19 protein-coding genes and 1 riboswitch are annotated in these 18,633 nt (G+C 74.3%); of the genes, 9 read left to right on the top strand and 10 right to left on the bottom strand.

Annotated elements, in window-relative coordinates; translation table 11 throughout:
* Positions 1 to 4 precede the first annotated feature (4 nt).
* Positions 5 to 787, top strand: a complete 783-nt coding sequence (locus tag Ae331Ps2_RS23895) for a PrsW family glutamic-type intramembrane protease (RefSeq protein WP_139318717.1) — start codon at positions 5 to 7, stop codon at positions 785 to 787.
* Here the strand turns inward: Ae331Ps2_RS23895 and Ae331Ps2_RS23890 are convergent, their stop codons facing one another.
* Together Ae331Ps2_RS23890 and gcvP are read right to left on the bottom strand one after the other, a co-directional pair.
* Positions 788 to 2,173 (bottom strand): chloride channel protein, encoded by a 1,386-nt coding sequence (locus Ae331Ps2_RS23890; protein WP_075306404.1) that lies wholly within the window; start codon positions 2,171 to 2,173, stop codon positions 788 to 790.
* A gap of 52 nt (positions 2,174 to 2,225) precedes the next feature.
* Positions 2,226 to 5,108, bottom strand: coding sequence for an aminomethyl-transferring glycine dehydrogenase (gene gcvP, locus Ae331Ps2_RS23885; RefSeq protein ID WP_075306405.1), 2,883 nt, complete (start codon positions 5,106 to 5,108; stop codon positions 2,226 to 2,228).
* Between the two features lie 167 nt (positions 5,109 to 5,275).
* A riboswitch (glycine riboswitch) is annotated at positions 5,276 to 5,370 on the bottom strand.
* A 72-nt stretch (positions 5,371 to 5,442) separates the two neighbouring features.
* Here gcvP and Ae331Ps2_RS23880 point away from each other — a divergent pair.
* Entirely contained in the window at positions 5,443 to 5,742 is a 300-nt protein-coding gene (locus tag Ae331Ps2_RS23880; protein ID WP_060711890.1) for a YiaA/YiaB family inner membrane protein, read from the top strand.
* Positions 5,743 to 5,766: 24 nt separating this feature from the next.
* Here Ae331Ps2_RS23880 and Ae331Ps2_RS23875 read toward each other — a convergent pair whose 3' ends face one another.
* The 5 genes from Ae331Ps2_RS23875 to Ae331Ps2_RS23850 all read right to left on the bottom strand — a co-directional run bounded on the left by Ae331Ps2_RS23875 (position 5,767) and on the right by Ae331Ps2_RS23850 (position 9,220).
* On the bottom strand, positions 5,767 to 6,345 hold the full coding sequence (locus Ae331Ps2_RS23875; protein WP_060711889.1) for a MerR family transcriptional regulator: 579 nt from the start codon (positions 6,343 to 6,345) through the stop codon (positions 5,767 to 5,769).
* A gap of 274 nt (positions 6,346 to 6,619) precedes the next feature.
* Positions 6,620 to 7,096, bottom strand: a complete 477-nt coding sequence (locus Ae331Ps2_RS23870) for a bifunctional nuclease family protein (RefSeq protein ID WP_020623535.1) — start codon at positions 7,094 to 7,096, stop codon at positions 6,620 to 6,622.
* Between the two features lie 446 nt (positions 7,097 to 7,542).
* Positions 7,543 to 7,995: a glycogen accumulation regulator GarA gene (gene garA, locus Ae331Ps2_RS23860; RefSeq protein ID WP_062394962.1), complete on the bottom strand. Its 453-nt coding sequence runs from the start codon at positions 7,993 to 7,995 to the stop codon at positions 7,543 to 7,545.
* A gap of 183 nt (positions 7,996 to 8,178) precedes the next feature.
* Positions 8,179 to 8,571, bottom strand: a complete 393-nt coding sequence (gene gcvH / locus Ae331Ps2_RS23855) for a glycine cleavage system protein GcvH (protein WP_020623538.1) — start codon at positions 8,569 to 8,571, stop codon at positions 8,179 to 8,181.
* Positions 8,572 to 8,581: 10 nt separating this feature from the next.
* Complete coding sequence (locus tag Ae331Ps2_RS23850) at positions 8,582 to 9,220, bottom strand: CDP-alcohol phosphatidyltransferase family protein (protein ID WP_051050132.1); 639 nt, start codon at positions 9,218 to 9,220, stop codon at positions 8,582 to 8,584.
* A 189-nt stretch (positions 9,221 to 9,409) separates the two neighbouring features.
* Here Ae331Ps2_RS23850 and Ae331Ps2_RS23845 point away from each other — a divergent pair, with 189 nt between their 5' ends.
* From Ae331Ps2_RS23845 to Ae331Ps2_RS23825, 5 genes are all read left to right on the top strand, one after another.
* Positions 9,410 to 9,937: an OsmC family protein gene (locus Ae331Ps2_RS23845; protein ID WP_020623540.1), complete on the top strand. Its 528-nt coding sequence runs from the start codon at positions 9,410 to 9,412 to the stop codon at positions 9,935 to 9,937.
* A gap of 306 nt (positions 9,938 to 10,243) precedes the next feature.
* On the top strand, positions 10,244 to 11,158 hold the full coding sequence (locus Ae331Ps2_RS23840; RefSeq protein WP_075306410.1) for an MEDS domain-containing protein: 915 nt from the start codon (positions 10,244 to 10,246) through the stop codon (positions 11,156 to 11,158).
* Positions 11,155 to 11,511 (top strand): hypothetical protein, encoded by a 357-nt coding sequence (locus tag Ae331Ps2_RS23835; protein ID WP_075306412.1) that lies wholly within the window; start codon positions 11,155 to 11,157, stop codon positions 11,509 to 11,511. Before Ae331Ps2_RS23840 ends, Ae331Ps2_RS23835 begins: the two co-directional genes overlap by 4 nt.
* Positions 11,512 to 11,556: 45 nt before the next feature.
* Positions 11,557 to 12,105: an ATP-binding protein gene (locus tag Ae331Ps2_RS23830; protein ID WP_075306414.1), complete on the top strand. Its 549-nt coding sequence runs from the start codon at positions 11,557 to 11,559 to the stop codon at positions 12,103 to 12,105.
* Positions 12,106 to 12,324: 219 nt separating this feature from the next.
* Positions 12,325 to 13,197 (top strand): BTAD domain-containing putative transcriptional regulator, encoded by an 873-nt coding sequence (locus Ae331Ps2_RS23825; protein WP_083695912.1) that lies wholly within the window; start codon positions 12,325 to 12,327, stop codon positions 13,195 to 13,197.
* A 171-nt stretch (positions 13,198 to 13,368) separates the two neighbouring features.
* On the opposite strand, the gene Ae331Ps2_RS23820 is transcribed toward Ae331Ps2_RS23825, so the two are convergent.
* Together Ae331Ps2_RS23820 and fgd are read right to left on the bottom strand one after the other, a co-directional pair.
* Positions 13,369 to 14,148, bottom strand: coding sequence for an enoyl-CoA hydratase/isomerase family protein (locus Ae331Ps2_RS23820; RefSeq protein ID WP_170917071.1), 780 nt, complete (start codon positions 14,146 to 14,148; stop codon positions 13,369 to 13,371).
* Positions 14,145 to 15,149, bottom strand: a complete 1,005-nt coding sequence (gene fgd / locus Ae331Ps2_RS23815; RefSeq protein WP_075306417.1) for a glucose-6-phosphate dehydrogenase (coenzyme-F420) — start codon at positions 15,147 to 15,149, stop codon at positions 14,145 to 14,147. Before fgd ends, Ae331Ps2_RS23820 begins: the two co-directional genes overlap by 4 nt.
* Positions 15,150 to 15,478: 329 nt before the next feature.
* Here fgd and recQ point away from each other — a divergent pair, with 329 nt between their 5' ends.
* Both recQ and Ae331Ps2_RS23805 read left to right on the top strand, forming a co-directional pair.
* Complete coding sequence (gene recQ, locus Ae331Ps2_RS23810; RefSeq protein WP_043280186.1) at positions 15,479 to 17,326, top strand: DNA helicase RecQ; 1,848 nt, start codon at positions 15,479 to 15,481, stop codon at positions 17,324 to 17,326.
* Positions 17,323 to 18,102, top strand: a complete 780-nt coding sequence (locus tag Ae331Ps2_RS23805) for a gamma-glutamyl-gamma-aminobutyrate hydrolase family protein (RefSeq protein ID WP_075306419.1) — start codon at positions 17,323 to 17,325, stop codon at positions 18,100 to 18,102. Before recQ ends, Ae331Ps2_RS23805 begins: the two co-directional genes overlap by 4 nt.
* A 222-nt stretch (positions 18,103 to 18,324) precedes the next feature.
* On the opposite strand, the gene Ae331Ps2_RS33565 is transcribed toward Ae331Ps2_RS23805, so the two are convergent.
* On the bottom strand, positions 18,325 to 18,633 hold a 309-nt coding region (locus tag Ae331Ps2_RS33565), incomplete at its 5' end, for a transposase family protein (protein ID WP_305775548.1).

The following is an 18,633-nucleotide window of genomic DNA, read 5'->3' as shown; positions in this document are numbered from 1 at the left end:
GCAGGTGCGTCGCTGGGGTTGGTTGCTCGTCCTGGTCGTCGGGGTCGCGCTGTTCGAGGCGGTCCGCCGGGTCCTGCTCGTCACGCAGAACCCCAACCTGGTGCCGTCGCTGATCCTGCTCGGCGCCGCGGTCGCCCCGGCCGCGTTCGTGGCCTTCGTGCTCGGGCGGCGGCTGGACTACTCGATCGGCGCGGGCCCGATCGCGCTGGTCGCGTTCCTCGGCGGAGTCGTCGGCGTCGTCGCGGCGGGGCTGCTGGAGTTCGACGCGCTGCGGTCGCTGGGCACGCTGCCGATGCTGGGCGTCGCGCTGATCGAGGAGTCGGCCAAGCTCGTCGCGCCGCTGGTGGTGCTGCTGCTGACCGCCCGCCGCGGGCACCCCGCGGACGGGCTGCTGGTCGGCGTCGCCTCCGGTGCCGGCTTCGCCGCGCTGGAGACGATGGGCTACGGCTTCGTCGTGCTGGTCCGCTCGGGCGGCGACCTGGGCGCCGTCGACGACGTCCTGCTCCTGCGCGGCGTGCTCAGCCCGGCCGCCCACATGGCCTGGACCGGGCTCACCGCGGCCGCGCTGTGGTACGCGGCCCGGCGGCGCACCGGGCGGGCCGCCGGACGGGCGCTGCTGGTGTTCGTCCTGGCCGTCGCCCTGCACACCACCTGGGACAGCATCGGCGGGTTCGTCGCCTACGGCGTGCTCGCGGTGCTGAGCCTCGGCCTGCTCACCGGGTTCGCCCACCGGCTCCCGCACCGCGCCCCGGGCACGGTCGGGGGCGGGGCCGGGTTCCGGGCCTGATCAGGTGCTCTGCTCGGCCGTGGGCTGCGCGGCCAGGCGCGCCGAGTAGATCGAGTAGCCGTCGAGCCACCGGGCCACCGCGGTGGCCACCAGCGTCGCGACGACCAGCGGGACGGCGATCGCGAACCCGGTGCCGGTCAGCTCCAGCACCAGCACCAGCCCGGCCAGCGGCGCCTGCATCCCGGCCCCGATCATCGCGGCCGCCCCGACCAGGGCGAACGTGCCGACGGGGGTGCCCGGCCACAGCGCCGACCAGACCCCGCCGAGCGCGGCCCCGAGCAACGCGCCGGTGCACAGGGTCGGGGTGAACAGCCCACCGGACGCACCGCTGCCCAGGCACATCGCCGTCACCAGCGGCTTCAGCACGGCCAGCATCGCGAACAGCAGCAGCGCCCCGCCACCCAGGAAGGCCTGCTCGGCCAGGTCCGCGCCGTTGCCGTAGAGCTGCGGGAACACCAGCCCGGCCACGCCGAGCAGCCCGAACGCGACGACTGGGGCGGCGATCCGCCACCACGTCCGCCGGGGCCCGTGGTGCGACACGAACCCGATCAGCCGGACCCAGCCGGTCGCGAGGACCCCGATCAGCACGCCCGCGGGCACCGCCCACACCAGCAGCGACGGCGTCGTCACCGGGTCCGGCAGGCCGGGGTAGACCGGCCCGGCGGGCAGGTAGAGCCAGGCGACGACGGTGGCGGTCGCGGTGCAGGCCAGTGCGGGCAGCACCACCGGCAGACGCACCGTGCCGACGAGCACCTCGGCGACGAACAGCGCCCCGCCCAGCGGCACGTCGTAGACGCACGCCAGCCCGGCGCCCGCACCGCAGGCGACCAGCAGACGTCGCTGCTCGACCGACAGGCCACCCCAGCCGGCCAGGACCGCGCCCCACACCCCGCCCATCAGCTTGGGCGCGGCCTCCCGGCCGAGCGAGGCGCCCAGCCCGACGACGACCTCCGACAGCACCGCGGTGCCCGAGCTGCGGCGCACCCCGAGCCGGGCGTCACCGGTCCAGATCGCGTCGTCGACGGCGGTGCGGCCGGGGACGAACCGACGCAGCAGGTACCCACCGACACCGGCGACGAGCCCGGCCAGCAGCAGCGGCCAGATCCGCCCCCAGGCGTCGGCCCGCTCGACCGCCGCGCCGAGCCCTTCTGCCGCCCCGGATCCCCACGCCCACTCCGACACCGCGTGCAGCAGTGCCATCAGCGCGATCCCGGACAGCCCGGCGGCGATCCCGGTCACGACGAGCAGCACCCAGAACCGGGCGGTCAGCGGCGACGCACCGTCGCCGGTGACGTTGGGCTGGTCGGTCGCGGCCCGCTTCGACCGGACCCGCGTCCGCAGGACGGGGGCTGGGACCCGGAGGCGCTCACTCGGTCGGTGTGACACCCCTCCATGATCCCCGACCTGTCCGGACACCCTCCCGACGGGTGGGCAGGACTCAGGCGAAGGCCTCCGGCGGCGGGCAGGAGCAGACCAGGTTGCGGTCGCCGTGGGCGCCGTCGATCCGGCGTACCGGCGGCCACACCTTCCGGTCGTGCACCCCCGGGGTGACCCCGGTCGGGTACGCGGCCAGCTCCCGCGGGTACGGGTGGTCCCACTTGTCGTCGGCCAGGCAGGCCGCGGTGTGCGGGGCGTTGCGCAGCGGGTTGTCCTCGGCGGGCCACTCCCCCGCGGCGACCCGGTCGATCTCGCCGCGGATCGACACCATCGCCGCGACGAACCGCTCGATCTCGGCCAGGTCCTCGGACTCGGTCGGCTCGACCATCAGCGTCCCGGCCACCGGGAAGGACATGGTCGGGGCGTGGATGCCGTGGTCGATCAGCCGCTTCGCGACGTCGTCGACGGTCACCCCGGTCTCCTTGGTCAGGGTCCGCAGGTCGAGGATGCACTCGTGGGCGACCGCGCCGTCGGCGCCCGAGTAGAGCACCGGGAAGTGCTCCCGCAGCCGGGTGGCGACGTAGTTGGCGGCGGCCACCGCGGTGAGCGTGGCGCGGCGCATCCCGTCGGTGCCCATCATCCGCAGGTAGGCCCAGGAGATCGGCAGGACGCCGGGCGAGCCGTACCGGGCGGCCGAGACCGCGCCGACTCCGCCGTCGGACACGGGGGTGCGACCGGGCAGGAACGGCACCAGGTGCTCGGCCACCGCGACCGGGCCGACACCGGGCCCCCCGCCGCCGTGCGGGATGCAGAAGGTCTTGTGCAGGTTGAGGTGGCTGACGTCGCCGCCGAAGGCTCCCGGGCGGGCCACCCCGACCAGTGCGTTCAGGTTGGCGCCGTCGACGTAGACCTGGCCGCCCGCCTCGTGCACCGCGGCGCAGACGTCCCGGACCCCGGCCTCGTAGACACCGTGCGTCGACGGGTAGGTGATCATCAGCGCGGCGAGCCGGTCACCGTGCTCGGCGATCTTCGCGTGCAGGTCGTCGAGGTCGACGTCACCGCCCGGCGCGGTCCCGACGACGACCACCCGCATCCCGGCCATGACCGCCGAGGCGGCGTTCGTGCCGTGCGCCGAGGCGGGGATCAGGCAGACGTCGCGGTCGGCCGCCCCGCGGCTGCGGTGGTAGGCGGCGATGGCCAGCAGCCCGGCGAGCTCGCCCTGGCTGCCCGCATTGGGCTGCAGCGACACCGCGGCGTAGCCGGTGAGGTCGGCCAGCCAGGTCTCCAGCTGCTCGATCATCTCCCGGGTGCCGACCGTGTCGGACTCGGGCGCGAGCGGGTGCAGGTCGGCGAACTGGGGCCAGGTCACCGCCTCCATCTCGGCGGCGGCGTTGAGCTTCATGGTGCACGAGCCCAGCGGGATCATCGTGCGGTCCAGCGCGAGGTCGGCGTCGGCGAGGCGGCGCAGCCAGCGCATCAGCGCGGTCTCGGACCGGTGGTCGTGGAACGTCGGGTGCGTGAGGTACTCACCGGTGCGGCGCAGGCCGGCGGGCAGCGCGTCGGCGGTCTCGCGGGCGAGGGCGTCGGCGTCCACCCCGGCGAGGCCGAACGCCGACCACACCGCGCGCAGGTGCGCCACGGTGGTGATCTCCGAGGTGGCGACGCCGACCTCGTCGTCCGAGGCCCGGCGCAGCGCGATCCCGGCCTCGTGCGCGGCAGTGACCACGGCGTCGGCGCGGCCGGGGACCCGGGCGAGCACCGAGTCGAAGAACGCGTCGTGGACGATCTCCACCCCGCCCGAGCGCAGGCCGGCGGCGAGGACCGCGGCCATCCGGTGGGTGCGGGTGGCGATGTCGCGCAGCCCGTCCGGGCCGTGGTGGACGCCGTAGCAGGCGGCCATGACCGCGAGCAGGACCTGTGCCGTGCAGATGTTCGAGGTGGCCTTCTCCCGGCGGATGTGCTGCTCACGGGTCTGCAGCGCCAGGCGCAGGGCGTAGTGGCCGTCGGCGTCGCGGGAGACGCCGACGAGCCGGCCGGGCAGCTGCCGGGCGTGGCGCTGCCCCACCGACAGGTAGCCGGCGTGCGGGCCGCCGAAGCCGAGCGGCACCCCGAAGCGCTGGGTGGAGCCGATCGCGGCGTCGGCGCCGAGCTCCCCGGGCGGGGTGAGCAGGGCCAGGGCCAGCAGGTCCGCCGCGACGGCGACGAGCGCCCCGCGGCCGTGCGCGGCCTCGATGAGTCCCGACGGGTCGGCGACCCGCCCCGAGGCGCCCGGGTAGGACAGCAGGACACCGAAGAACTCGCCCTCGGGCAGCACGCCGTCGGCGAGGTCGGCGACGACCAGCTCGATGCCGAGCGGCTCCGCGCGGGTGCGCAGCACGTCCACGGTCTGCGGCAGCGTGTCCGCGTCGACGAGGAACCGCGGGCTGGTCGAGCGGTTGGCCCGGCGCAGCAGGGTCATCGCCTCGGCGGCGGCGGTGGCCTCGTCGAGCAGCGACGCGCCGGCGACCGGCAGCCCGGTCAGGTCGGACACCATGGTCTGGAAGGCCAGCAGCGCCTCGAGCCTGCCCTGGCTGATCTCGGGCTGGTACGGCGTGTACGCGGTGTACCAGGCCGGGTTCTCCAGCACGTTCCGCCGGATCACCGACGGGGTGCGGGTCCCGTGGTAGCCGTAGCCGATCATCGGGACGGTCACGGTGTTGCGCCCGGCCATGGCGCGGAGCTCGGCCAGCATCTCGGCCTCGCCGACCGGCGCGGGCAGCGAGGCCCCGACCGGCTCGGCGTCGCGGATGGTGTCGGGCAGCGCGCGGGCGGCGAGCGAGTCGACGCCCAGCACCTCCAGCATCCGGGCCAGGTCGCCGGGGCGGGGCCCGATGTGGCGCTCGGCGAACGGGAGCCCCCGCTCCAGCTCGGAGAGGGTGGGACGGTGCTCGGACGTCGGGCTCACGGCGCCTCCGGAGGTCGTCGGGCGGATTCGGGGCAGGGCAACTCGCCCTCCCCCTCTGTCCGTACCCGGAGACCGGGCGCCTGAGAGATTCACCGGAGGCTTCCGGCTTTCCCCGTCGGCGGACGGCTCCCCGCGTGCGCGGGTGACCCGTCGCTTTCCAGAGGCGTCTCGACCGCGCGGTCCGTGTGCCTGAGAGATTCCGGGAAGGGGTTGCTCCTTCGGCGCCCGGGCTCGTTCCCCGGGGCTCTCCCGCGCGGCGTCGACGACTACCGGGTCAGCCTACCTGCGTAGTTCTGCGGCGTCGCCGCCTGCGCCGGCTCGTCACACTCACGTCATGTCGAACACCAGCGCTCCGAACACCACCCCGGCCACCACCGCCGCGTTCCACATGCAGGCGATGCTGTCCTTCGGCGTGTCCCTCGCCGCCGTCGTCGTCGGGACCGTCTACCTGCCCGTCGACGGCTGGGTGAAGGCGTTCCTCGCGATCGCCGTGCTGTACGCGATCACCTCGGCGTTCACCCTGGCGAAATGCGTCCGGGACCGGCAGGAGTCCCTGACCGTGGTCAACCGGGTCGACCAGGCGCGGATGGAGAAGCTGCTCGCCGAGCACGACCCGTTCCGCTCGGTGGCGTGAGCGGATCCGCCTCAGGAAATGGCCTCAGGAGATGGCGCGGCGCGCGCGGCGCCGCGCCAGCTCGTCCTCGGGGGCCTCGTCGACGGTGCCGCCGTCGGCCCGCTCGGCCGGGAAGTCCTTGATCACGCCGGAGATCTCACGCATCGCGCCGGAGACGGCGATGCCGAACACGCCCTGCCCGCCCTGCAGCAGGTCGACCACCTCCTCCGGGGAGGTGCACTCGTAGACGGTGGTGCCGTCGGAGAACAGGGTGATGCCGGCGAGGTCACGGATCCCGCGCCGACGCAGGTGCTCGACGGCGATCCGGATGTTCTGCAGCGAGACACCGGCGTCGAGCAGCCGCTTCACGATCTTGAGGACGAGGACGTCCTTGAAGGAGTACAGCCGCTGGCTGCCCGACCCGGCGGCACCGCGGATGGACGGCACGACGAGCCCGGTGCGGGCCCAGTAGTCCAGCTGTCGGTAGGTGATGCCGACGACCTGACACGCGGTCGGGCCGCGGAAGCCGACCAGGCGGTCGGTCACCCCGTCGAGCCCCGCACCGACGAGCGGGTCCGGGAACAGCTCTCCCTGACCCGGCCCCTCGGGTGGTGGCGTCTGCACCGCGCGGTCTCCCTCGTTCGGGACCGTGGACCGTCCTCTACCATGTGACTCTGGGTAGTGGGTGAGTTCCACGGATGTCATCAGTCGAGATGACGATAGGCCCAGCGGCCGGGGTGGTCAACGCGGCTCGCCGACCTGGGCGTACCGGACACCCGGCCGGGTCGCCGGGCACACGGGGCGTACGGACGCCGAACGGTCGGTGACGTCGGTGAACGGTCGGACCGCGGTCCGTGCGTTCCCACTGCCGGGTGACGGCGGTGGTGACCCGCACGGATCAGCCCGGCTGGGCCCCGCGGAAGTCCTCCGGCGAGACGGAGTCGAGGAACTCGCGGAACTTCTCGACCTCGTCCTCCTGCTCGTCGGGGATGACCAGTCCCGCCTCGGCGAGGACGCTCTCGTCGGCGTGCACAGGCACACCGATCCGGAGCGCCAGCGCGATCGAGTCGCTCGGCCGCGCGGACACCGTGACACCGCCGTCGAAGATCAGCTCCGCGTAGAAGGTGCCCTCCTGCAGGTCGGTCACCCGCACCTGCTCGAGCCGCCGCCCGAGTGCTCCGATGACGTCCTTGAGCAGATCGTGGGTCAGGGGCCGCGCGGGCTTGACCCCCTGCTGCTCAAGGGCGATCGCCGTTGCCTCCACCGATCCGATCCAGATCGGGAGGTATCGGTCGCCGTTCGTCTCCCGCAGCAGCAGGATCGGCTGGTTCGCCGGAAGTTCGACCCGGACGCCCACGACGCGCATCTCGCTCATCAGCCCGCCTCCCCGGCCCTGTCGGGCCTGTCGGACCACCCGGGTGGACACGCCACCCCGGCCGCCCTGATCGCCTTGCTCGCCCTGACCCGCGCGGTGGACCCGACGACTCCGTGTCGTCACCGTGGTGTCGTCACCGTCGTCGTTGCCACCGCACTGCCACCGACACCTGATGACGCTACACGGCGGTCCGCCCGGACGCGCGCCTCCGGACGGGGAGTGACAGGGTCCGTTCGACGATCGTCACACGCCCGTCGCGCACGGCGTGTCGGCTCGACACCCGCCGGTCCCCGTCCACGCCGAAGGCCCGCCGCACCAGAGGGCACCGGAGCACCCCCGGCCGCGACGGGCCGGTCACACGCGGGGTTCCGTGCACGGCACCCACGGCGCCGCTGTCAGAGACGGCGGCAGAGACGGCGCGGACGGCGCCACCGCACGGACCCGGGTCAGCCCTGGGCGCCGGGCTCGCGGGGCCCGGTCAGGAACACCAGGCGGAACTTGCCGATCTGCACCTCGTCGCCGTTGGCCAGCACGGCCGTGTCGACCGGCTCACGGTTGACGTAGGTGCCGTTGAGGCTGCCGACGTCGACCACGACGAACTCACCGGCGTCGCGGCGGAACTCCGCGTGCCGCCGGGAGACGGTGACGTCGTCGAGGAAGATGTCGCTGTCGGGGTGCCGGCCGGCGCTGGTGGTCGGCACGTCCAGCAGGAAGCGCGAGCCGGCGTTCGGACCGCGCCGGACGACGAGCAGCGCCGACCCGGCGGGAAGCCCGTCGACACCCGAGACGGCGGGCTCGGCGGCCGGCTGCTCGACGTCGGCGAGGAAGTCCGCCCGGAAGACCGACGTGGTCTCCGGTGCGCGCTCCGGTGGCACGTCGCGCGGGTCGTTCGTGGTCACCTCGGGGACTCCTCCTCGCGGATGCGGTACCCGGACGGCGTCCGGGCGGTCAGGTCTGTTCGGGGCCGGGTGTCCCGGCCCCTTCCGGACGACACGTCCAGGGGATGTGAACCTACCGGTCGGAGCGGCCGGGGCGATACGGAGGTCCGCGTGCCGCGCCGCGTGGTGCGGCGGGCGGCCGGCTCAGTCGCCGTCGGCCAGCTGGCGGTAGGCGTCGGCGTCGAGCAGGCCGTCGGGCGAGGCCCCGTCGGCCAGCCGGATCTCGACGATCCACCCGTCGCCGTAGGGGGCGGAGTTCACCAGCTCCGGGGCGGCGTCCAGCCCGTCGTTCACGGCGACGACCTCGCCGCCGACCGGGGCGTAGATGTCCGACACCGACTTGGTCGACTCGACCTCGCCCATGGCGTCGCCCGCGGCGAGGGTGTCACCGACGGTCGGCAGCTGCACGAACACGACGTCCCCGAGCTGCGACTGGGCGTGGTCGGTGATCCCGACCCGGACCACCCCGTCCCCGCTGCGGCGCACCCACTCGTGGGCCTCGGTGTAGGACAGGTCCGACGGAATCTCCGAGCTCACGCCGGGGAGCCTATCCCCCGGCGCGGTCGTGATCGAACCGGGTCGCCGGGGCCGGGACGCCCGGCGCCGGGCGGCGCAGCGCCAGCCGGAACTGGGCCAGGTAGAGCAGCCCCGACCACAGGTAGAGTGCCACGCCCCAGATGGCGAAGGCGTTCGCGACGACACCGACCACGGCCTCGGCGGGTGTCGGGCCGTCGCCGAGCAGGAGCAGCGGGAAGGCGTAGAGCAGCACGAAGGTGGCGGCCTTGCCGAGATAGACGACCTCGAAGGGGCCGTAGCCGCGGTGGCGCAGCACGAACACGCAGCCTGCGAGGACGACGTCGCGGGCGACCAGGGCGACCACCGCCCACCACGGGACGATGTCGCGCGCGGCCAGCCCGACGAGCGCGGCCAGGATGTAGAGGCGGTCCACGGCCGGGTCGAGCATGGCGCCGAACCGGCTGAACTGGTCCAGGACACGGGCGAGCTTGCCGTCGAGCCAGTCGGTGAACCCGCCGATCGCCAGCACCGCGACGGCCCAGCCGTCGGCCTCCGGGCCGAGCATCAGCCACAGGAACAGCGGCACCCCGGCCAGGCGCAGCATGCTGAGCGCGTTCGGGACGGTCCAGAGCCGGTCGTCGTCGGTGGGCGGGCCCACGGTGTCGTGCACCGAGTCCCGGACCGTGTCGCGCACCGTGTCCCGGACGGTGTCGCGGGCCTCGCGGACCGAGTCGGCGGCCTCGCGGGCGCTGCGGCGCACCGCGGCCGCCCGTCCGGTGTCGCTCTCCCTGCCCACACCGGGCACCCTAGTCGTCGGGTCGGGGTGTGCGGGGCGCCCCGTCGGGGTGAGGATGGGGACATGACCGACACGAACGTCTCCCTGCGTGACATCCAGGCCCCGCTCAAGCAGCAGTACCGCGACGACCCGGAGTCGGCGGTCATCACCCTCAAGGCCGACGGCGAGCTCGGCTCCGGTGTGGCGTGCAAGGTCTCCACCGGCCAGGCGATGGCCGAGGCGGGCCTGCACCCGGCCACCGGCGGCGACGGCACCCAGCTGTGCTCGGGCGACATGCTGCTGGAGGCCCTGGTGGCCTGTGCCGGGGTGACCCTGCGCGCGGTGGCGACCGCGCTGGAGCTCGAGGTGCACGGCGCCGTGCGGGCCGAGGGCGACCTCGACTTCCGCGGCACCCTCGGCGTCGCGAAGGACGCCCCGGTCGGGTTCCGGGACATCCGGCTGTCGTTCGACGTCGACATCCGCGACGGCGACGCGCCCGCGGCGCAGGACAAGGTCGCGACCCTGGTGAAGCTGACCGAGCGGTACTGCGTCGTCCTGCAGACCATCCAGGGCAGCGCGACCACCTCGGTCGCGGTCAACCCGGCCGCCTGACCCCGCCACGCCACCACCGCGCCGCCACGGACGGTGAACCCCCGGACGCCGGGAGCCACCGCCGTCCGGCGGGCACCGGACAGCGCCGAACGGCCGTACGTCCTGGTCGGACCGGGTCTGCGCACCACCGTCGCCCGCCGGTGACGTTCCGCTCGTCGCGCGTCACCGTCGGTTCGGCGCCTCGCACGCTCCGAGGTCTCGGGCCTCCGCCGAGGGCCTCCGTACGGTTGATCCGTCCAGGAGTTCGTGACGGGGTGTGCCCGGCGCCGCGAGGAGCGGCGGCGGGGCGCGCGCGGCAGGTGAGACGTGATCAAGCTGGCGGACGCGCTGACGTCCGGGGATCACGTGTGCGCGGTCCCGGACAGCACCGAGCACCTCGGGGAGCTCGCCGCCGCCTACGTCGGGCACGGTCTCGACCGGGGCGAGCGCATCCTCTACTTCGACGACGACGGTGCCGCCGACGTCCTGCTCCGCCGTCTCGCCGAGGACGGCGTCGAGGTCGACGACCCGCTGCGCCGCGGCCAGCTGGAGATCCTGCCCGCCGAGCGGACCCGGCAGACCTTCCGCACCCCGCTCGCCGACGTGTACGCCGGGATGGCCGACGAGATCGTCCGCTCCCGTGAGCTCGGCTGGAACGGCACCCGGATGACCGGGCAGATGCACTCCGTGCTCGACGCGGGCGCCGCCGGCACCCTGCCCGAGTACGACGGCCTGCTGGCCCGGCTGGTCCGCGAGAGCGCGGGCGGGCTGACCGCGCTGTGCACCTACGACGACCACTTCCCCGCCGAGCAGGTCGACATCATGCGTGCCCTGCACCGCGACCACGTCCCGTGCTCCACCGCCTACGACGACGACCTGCTCCGGATCGTCCGGCTCGGCACCGGTCACGCACGGCTGGCCGGCGAGGTCGACCACAGCAACCGCTCGAAGATCACCTCGCTGCTGCACTCGGCGCTGGACTCCGCACTGCGCTCCGCCGACGCCTCCCCCGACATCGGCCTGGACATGGCCTCGGTGCGGTTCATCGACGTCGCCACCGCGGTCGCGCTGGTGCACGCCGCCGAGGGCTTCCCGGCCACCCACCGCCTGGTGCTGCACCGGGTCCGGCCGCGGGTGCTGCGGGTGCTCGAACGCTGCGGTGCCGCGTTCTCCCCCCAGCTCGTGTTCGACGACCGTCCGCCGGCCCCCGAGGTCGTGCATCCGGGAGGACGGGACCGGTGAAGGTCAACGCCGCTCCCCGCCCGCCCGGCTTCCGGCACGCCCTGGTGCACGCCGACGACCCGGTGGAGCTGCTCGCCGCCGTCGTCCCGGCGGCCCGGGCCGCGGCGCGGGACACCGGTGCCCGGGTCGCGCTCGACCTGCCGGCGCCGCTGGAGCAGGCGCTGCACGACGAGCTCGGCGACGAGGTCGAGCTCGGCAGGCTGACGTCGCTGACCAGCTCGGCCCGGGAGTCCGGACAGACCGTCGCCGCCTGGCGGGCCCGGGAGCTGCGTGCGCTGACCTCGTCGGGCCGCCCGGTGCTGGTGGTCTCCGCGCACGACCCGGACCTCGACGGGGTCGACGGCGGGTTCTGAGTCGAGCTGGAGGCCGCGCTCAACATCTCCCTGGCGGGGCTGCCGGTGCTGCAGGTGTGCGCCTACCCACGGCTGCCGCTGCACGGCGCGGTCGGCGAGTCCGCCGAGGTCAACCACCCGCTGCGGCTGCACGCGTCCGGGCTCGCCGCGAACCCGCGGTACCGCCCGCCCGCCGAGGCGGTCGCGGCCCTGCCGATCGCGCCGCCGCACCTGCTCGGGCCGCCGGACGTCACGCTGTCCTACAACACCTTCGAGCTGTCCCGGGTGCGCGACGCCGTGACCGAGGCCGCCCGGGCCTGCCGGTTCGACACCACCCGCGGCGAGGACATGGTGCAGGCGGTCAACGAGATCGCCACCAACGCCGTCGAGCACGGGTCCCCGCAGGCGGAGCTGTCGGTCTGGGCACGCGACGGCGAGCTGGTGTGCGAGGTCCAGGACAGCGGGGTGATCGCACTGCCGCTGATCGGGCTCGCGTCGCCGCACCCGTCGCAGGCGCGGGGGCGCGGGACCTGGATCGCCCGGCAGCTCTGCGACAGCCTGCACGTGTGGCGGGCGCCGGACGGCACCCACGTCCGGCTGCTCTCCCGGGCCTGAGGCAGATCTCACGATCCGCCCCCACCCGGATCTCACACCGTGGGCACTGCTGGGCTATCCTCGCAAGCGACGACACCACACGGAGACGCCGCCCGCCGTCCGTGTCGGTGCGGTTCCGTCGTGCCCGCTCCGCGATCCGAGGCCTCCCGCCCGGCGCGCCCCGGCTCTGTGCGGAGCCGACCGCGGGCCGAACGCCACGACCGATCCGGGGAAACGGCCATGTCCGACGACGATCACTGTCGATCCAGTGAGCAGATCACTCCCACCTCCGCCCCGCACGTGCGAGTGCTGGGCTCGTTCGGGCTGCGCGCGGACGACCGCGCCGTCCCGCTGCCGGTCGACTCCCGTCGCCTGGTCGCCTACCTCGCCGTGCACCGGCGTCCACAGCCGACGGCGGCGCTCGCGGCGACCCTGTGGCCCGGGGTCGGCCCGGTCCCCGCGGCCCGGCTGCTGGACGAGGCCGTCGCCGGCGTCGACGTACCGGGGCTGCTCGACGCCGACCACCTCGGGCGGCTGCAGCTCGCCGACGACGTGGTCGTCGACCTCACCGAGGCCATGCTGCTGATCCGCGGGCTGTCCGCGCCCAGCATGCTGCGCACGGTGCGCGAGATCGGCGCCCCGGAGACCACGCTGCTGGAGTCCGACATCCTCCCGTCGTGGACCGCGCCGTGGATCGCCGTGGAGCGCGAGCGGTTCCGCCAGCTGCGCCTGTCCGCCCTGGAGGGTCTGGCCGGCACGCTCACCGCCGCCGACCGGCACGACGACGCCGTCGCCGTCGCGCGCCGGGCCGTCGCCACCGCCCCGAGCCGCGAGCGGTCGCGTCGCGCGCTGGTCGAGGCTCTGCTCGCCGGCGGGCACGTCGCCGACGCCCTCGCCGAGTACGAGGAGTTCCAGCGGCTGTTGCGCAACAGCGTCGGCGCCACCCCGGACTCCGAGCTGGACCGCCTGCTCGCCCCGCTCGACGCGGGCTGGCCGCTCGGCCCGGGTCTGCACCGCCCGACGCAGCGCCTCACCGTGGGCATGCCCGGCATCTCCCGCGGCCCGCAGCGGTCGCGCCGGGTCGTCGCGGGGAGCCCGGCCAGCGCGCGCTGAGCGACCGCACCGCGACACGCCAGGACACACGCAAGGACAGACACGGAGGGGGCGCGACCGGTCGGTCGCGCCCCCTCCGTCGTGTCCGGGTCCGTCCTTGGACGAGGTGCGTCGTGGACAAGGTGCGTCGTGGACGAGGTCTGCCCGGACGAGGTCGCCGGCAGAACGGGCTCAGTGGAACTGCGGGCGACGCTTCTCGCCGAATGCGGCGAGCCCCTCGGCACCCTCCGGGCCCGCGGCGCAGGTCGCGATGGAGTCCGCCTCGGCCGCCAGCTGTTCGGCGAGGCCCCGGTCCCATCCGTCGGCCAGGAGCCCGCGGATGCGGCCCAGCGCGGCCGTCGGGCCCTGGGCGAGCCGGTGCGCGACCGCGGCGGCCTCCTCGGCGACCCGGTCGTCGTCGACGACCGAGGCGAGCAGTCCCAGCTCGGCCAGCGTCTCCGCGTCCAGGACCTCGTCGGTGAGCAGGACCCGGCGCGCCCGCGCGGCGCCGATCAGCCGCGGCAGTGTCCAGGTCATCCCGCCGTCCGGGGAGAACCCGATGCCCGGGTAGGCCGGGCGCATCCGGGTCGAGGTCCCGCCGACGGCGAGGTCGCACGCCAGCGCGATGCTCATGCCCGCGCCGGCCGCCCAGCCGCCGACCGCGGCGACCGTCGGCACCGGGCTCGCCGCCAGCGGGCGCAGCATCGAGTGGAAGGTGTCGGCGAGGGAGTGCACGTAGGCGTAGCGGTCCTCGGCGCCGGCGAAGGCGCGCACGTCACCCCCGGTGCAGAAGTTCTCGCCGTCGCCGTGCACCAGGACCGCACCGGTCTCGGCCGGGTCGAGCGCCAGCAGCGCCTCGGCGACCTCGGCCACCGCGGGGCCGTCGAGGGTGCCGTGGCGGCCGGTGGAGATGCGGCAGCGCAGCACGCGCCCCTCGCGGGTCAGCGCCGGGGCGCTCGTCGCGGCGCTCACCCGAGCGCCCGCAGCTTCGGCGCGACGTCGGTCGTGAACTGCTCCAGGAACCGGCGCTGGTCGTGCCCCGGGCCGTGGACGACGAGGTGGTTCAGGCCCGCGTCGAGGTAGGGCTTGATCTGCGCGACGGCCTCGTCCGGGTCGGAGGCGACGATCCAGCGCTTCACGACCTGCTCGATCGGCAGCTCGTCGGCGAGGCGCTCCATCTCCCGGGAGGAGTCGACGGAGTTCTTCTGCTCCGGGGTGAGCGACAGCGGCGCCCAGAACCGGGTGTTCTCCCGGGCGGCGTCGGGGTCGCGGTCGTAGCTGATCTTGATCTCGATCATGCGGTCGATGCCCGAGGCGTCGCGGTCGGCCTTCTCCGCGCCCTCCTCGACGGCCGGGATCAGCTTGTCGGTGTAGAGCTCCATGCCCTTGCCCGAGGTGCAGATGAACCCGTCGCCGAAGCGGCCGGCGAACCGCGCCACCATCGGACCGCCCGCGGCGACGTAGATCGGCACCGGCTGCTCGGGCCGGTCGTAGATCATCGCGTCGACGAAGGTGTAGTACTCGCCCTCGGTACTGACCGACTCCTCGGTCCACAGCGCGCGCATCATCTTCACGGCCTCGCGCAGCCGGGCGAAGCGCTCCTTGAACTCCGGCCACTCCCGCCCGGAGACGGCGATCTCGTTGAGCGCCTCACCGGTGCCGACGCCGAGCGCGACCCGGTTGCCGGTGAGCAGCGCCATCGTCGCGAACTCCTGGGCGAGCACCGCGGGGTTGTAGCGGAACGTGGGGGTCAGCACCGAGGTGCCGATCTGCACCCGCTTCGTGCGCTCCCCCACCGCCGCCATCCAGGGCAGCGCGGCCGGGGCGTGGCCGCCCTCGTGCCGCCAGGGCAGGAAGTGGTCCGACGCCCAGACGCTGTCGAGCCCCAGCTCCTCGGCGAGCACCGCGTACTCGACGAGGTCGCGGGGGCCGAACTGCTCGGCCGACGCCTTGTACCCGATCTTCAGATCCACGGGTCCGTCCTTCTCACGTGATCGCCCGGCGTCCGGTCTGCGGGGCGCCGTTGGTCCTGCAGGTCTTGCTACACCCCGGGAGCGTCCGGCGCAGCACCGCGGCGCCCGCGACACACGGGCGGTGACCGGGACCACGCGTCGGACGCGGTGCCCGGTGCCGCGACGTGAGTGCCGGGCGGGGCGCGGCGGGCGGGGCTCGTACGATCGACGACGTGTTCGACGCCTCCGCCCCGGACGAGATCCCGCTCCCGCCCGAGCCCGAGGAGGAGTACGGGTACGAGCCCCCACCGGAGGACGCCTGGGCCGCCGCACCCGCACCGGCCCGTGAACTGCCCGTCCCCGAGCGGGTGCACAGCAGCGACCCGCACGAGATCCTGCGCCGGGTCTTCGGCTACGACGCGTTCCGCGGCGAGCAGCAGGCGATCGTGGAGCAGGTCGTCGGCGGCGGCGACGCGCTGGTGCTCATGCCGACCGGTGGCGGCAAGTCGCTGTGCTACCAGGTCCCGGCGCTGGCCCGGCCCGGGACCGGTGTGGTCGTCTCCCCGCTCATCGCGCTGATGCAGGACCAGGTCGACGCGCTGCGCGCGCTGGGGGTGCGGGCCGGGTTCCTGAACTCCACCCAGGACGCCGACGAGCGCCGCCTCACCGAGCAGGAGTTCCTCGCCGGGGAGCTGGACCTGCTCTACCTCGCCCCCGAGCGGCTGCGGGTCGAGTCCACCGTCCGGCTGCTGGAGCGCGGTCGCATCGCGCTGTTCGCGATCGACGAGGCGCACTGCGTCGCGCAGTGGGGGCACGACTTCCGGCCGGACTACCTGCTGCTCTCCGAGCTGCCGAAGCGGTGGCCGGACGTCCCGCGGATCGCGCTGACCGCGACCGCGACCGACGCGACCCGCACCGAGATCGGCCAGCGCCTGGAGCTGACCGATGCGCGCCACTTCGTGGCGAGCTTCGACCGGCCCAACATCCAGTACCGGATCGTCGCGAAGAACGAGCCGCGCCGCCAGCTGCTGGAGCTGCTGCGCGCCGAGCACGCCGGGGACGCGGGCATCGTCTACTGCCTCTCGCGGCGCAAGGTCGAGGAGACCGCGGAGTTCCTCACCGCGCAGGGAATCCGGGCGCTGCCCTACCACGCGGGGCTCGACGCGTCGGTGCGCCGGGAGAACCAGTCCCGGTTCCTGCGCGAGGACGGCCTGGTCATGTGCGCGACGATCGCGTTCGGGATGGGCATCGACAAGCCCGACGTGCGGTTCGTCGCGCACCTGGACCTGCCCAAGTCCGTGGAGGGCTACTACCAGGAGACCGGCCGCGCCGGGCGCGACGGCGAGCCGTCCACGGCGTGGCTGGCCTACGGGCTCGCCGACGTCGTCCAGCAGCGGAAGATGATCGACGACGGCGAGGGCGACGCCGCGCACAAGCGGCGCCTCGCCCAGCACCTCGACGCGATGCTCGCGCTGTGCGAGACCACCGAGTGCCGCCGGGCCCAGCTGCTGCGCTACTTCGGGCAGAAGCCGGCGTCGGAGCGGTGCGGGAACTGCGACACCTGCCTGACACCGGTGTCCTCGTGGGACGGCACGGTCGCGGCGCAGAAGGTGCTGTCGACGGTGTGGCGGCTGAAGAAGGAGCGCAACCAGGAGTTCGGCGCCGGGCAGGTCGTCGACATCCTGCTGGGCAAGCACACCCCGAAGGTCGACCAGCACCGCCACGACGAGCTGTCGGTGTTCGGGATCGGGACCGAGCTGAGCGACGTCGCCTGGCGCAACGTGCTGCGCCAGCTGGTCGCGCGGGGGCTGCTGACCGTCGGCGGGAACTACTCCACCCTGCGGTTCACCGACGAGTCCCCGGCCGCGATGCGCGGTGAGCAGAAGGTCATGCTGCGCACCGAGCCGGAGCGCACCGCGCGGCCGTCGCGGTCGCGGGGCGGCGGGTCGAAGCCGGCCGTGGAGATGCCGGCCGAGGTCGCGCCGGTGTTCGAGCGGCTGCGGGCCTGGCGCGCGGCGACGGCGAAGGAGCAGGGCGTCCCGGCCTACGTGATCTTCCACGACGCGACGCTCCGCGAGATCGCGACACGGTCCCCCGCCGACCGGGCCGCGCTCGGCACGATCTCCGGGATCGGCGAGGGCAAGCTCGCCCGCTACGGCGACCAGGTGATCGACGTGCTGCACGGGGCCGGCTCGTGACGCGCCCGCTGATCGGCATCAGCTGCTACAGCGAGCGGGCCGACTACTGGATCATGCGCGACGACGACGTCGTGCTGGTCCCCCGCACCTACGTCGACATGGTGCTGGCCGCGGGCGGGGTCCCGGTGCTGCTCGCGCCGGTGAACGGCGCCGAGGAGGCCGTGGACGCCCTCGACGGGCTGCTCCTCACCGGCGGCCAGGACGTCGACCCGGCCCGCTACGGGCAGGTGGCCGGCGCGCACACCGACACGCCGCGCACCGGGCGCGACGCCGCCGACGTGGCGGCGCTGCACCGGGCGCTCGGCCGCGGGATCCCGGTGCTGGGGGTGTGCCGCGGGCTGCAGCTGCTCAACGTGGCGCTCGGCGGGACGCTGCACCAGCACCTGCCCGACGTGGTCGGCGCGGAGGTCGCCGGGGCGCACTCGGCCGGTCCGGGGGTGTACGCGCCGGTGCCGGTGCTGACCGAACAGGGGACCCGGGCCGCGGAGATCCTGGGTCCGGGCACGGTGACGGTGCGCTGTCACCACCACCAGGGGGTGGACCGGGTCGCCCCCGGGCTGCGGGTGTCCGCCCGCGCCGGGGACGTCGTCGAGGCGCTGGAGTGGAGCGACCCGGCCGGCCCCAGCGGCCCCAGCGGCCCGGACGCGCCCTGGGTGGTCGGTGTCCAGTCCCATCCCGAGCGCGACGCCGAGGACCTGCGCCTGGCCCGCGCCCTGGTCGCCGCCGCCACCCGGGCCCGCAGCCGCGCCTTCCGCCCGGTCCGCCTCGCCGGCTGAGCCGGATCCACACCCCCTGTCGGATGTCCACACCCGCCACGACGGGTGTGCCTACCGAACAGGGGGTGTGGACGCGGGCAGCGGGTGTCCGCGATCGGGGCCAGGCTGTGGGGTCATGACGGAGATGGGGACGACGACGGGTGTCGACTGGAGCTCCGAGCTGCTCGCTCAGCTGACGTTCCACTGGGAGACCGCACTGAGGTGTTCTCAGTAGCGGGTTGATCATGTCGTGCGGTCGTACTCGGTGTGGAGTAGTACGAGCGCAGCTGCGGTGATCGCGCCGGTGCGCCAGGGACATAGCGTGACTCGCCGCAACGCGGCGAAGGTGGTCTTGAGCAGGGCGTTTCCGCGTTCGGCCAGAGCACGAAGGGCTGAGTGCAGGGTGTTGACGGTGCGCTGGTTGACCGTCTGCCCGCGGCCGGGGACGGGTTTGATGGGCACGGTGAGCCGGTCGGCTTCGCCTTCGTAGCCGAGGTCGCCCAGCGCGGCGTGGGTGTCGTCGGTGAACGCGGCCAGGCCCTCGAGCAGCCC

It is taken from the genome of Pseudonocardia sp. Ae331_Ps2 (genome assembly GCF_001932405.1).
Lineage (GTDB): Bacteria > Actinomycetota > Actinomycetes > Mycobacteriales > Pseudonocardiaceae > Pseudonocardia.
Note: the sequence above shows the minus strand (reverse complement) of the source record. Positions and strands in the feature narration are given on the sequence as shown.

Bases quoted from the DNA above. Each gene is read 5' to 3' on its own strand.
- Ae331Ps2_RS23845 (WP_020623540.1), top strand. From the start codon at position 9,410: ATGACCGACACGAACGTCTCCCTGCGTGACATCCAGGCCCCGCTCAAG.
- Ae331Ps2_RS23880 (WP_060711890.1), top strand. From the start codon at position 5,443: ATGTCGAACACCAGCGCTCCGAACACCACCCCGGCCACCACCGCCGCG.
- Ae331Ps2_RS23825 (WP_083695912.1), top strand. From the start codon at position 12,325: ATGTCCGACGACGATCACTGTCGATCCAGTGAGCAGATCACTCCCACC.
- Ae331Ps2_RS23870 (WP_020623535.1), bottom strand. From the start codon at position 7,096: ATGAGCGAGATGCGCGTCGTGGGCGTCCGGGTCGAACTTCCGGCGAAC.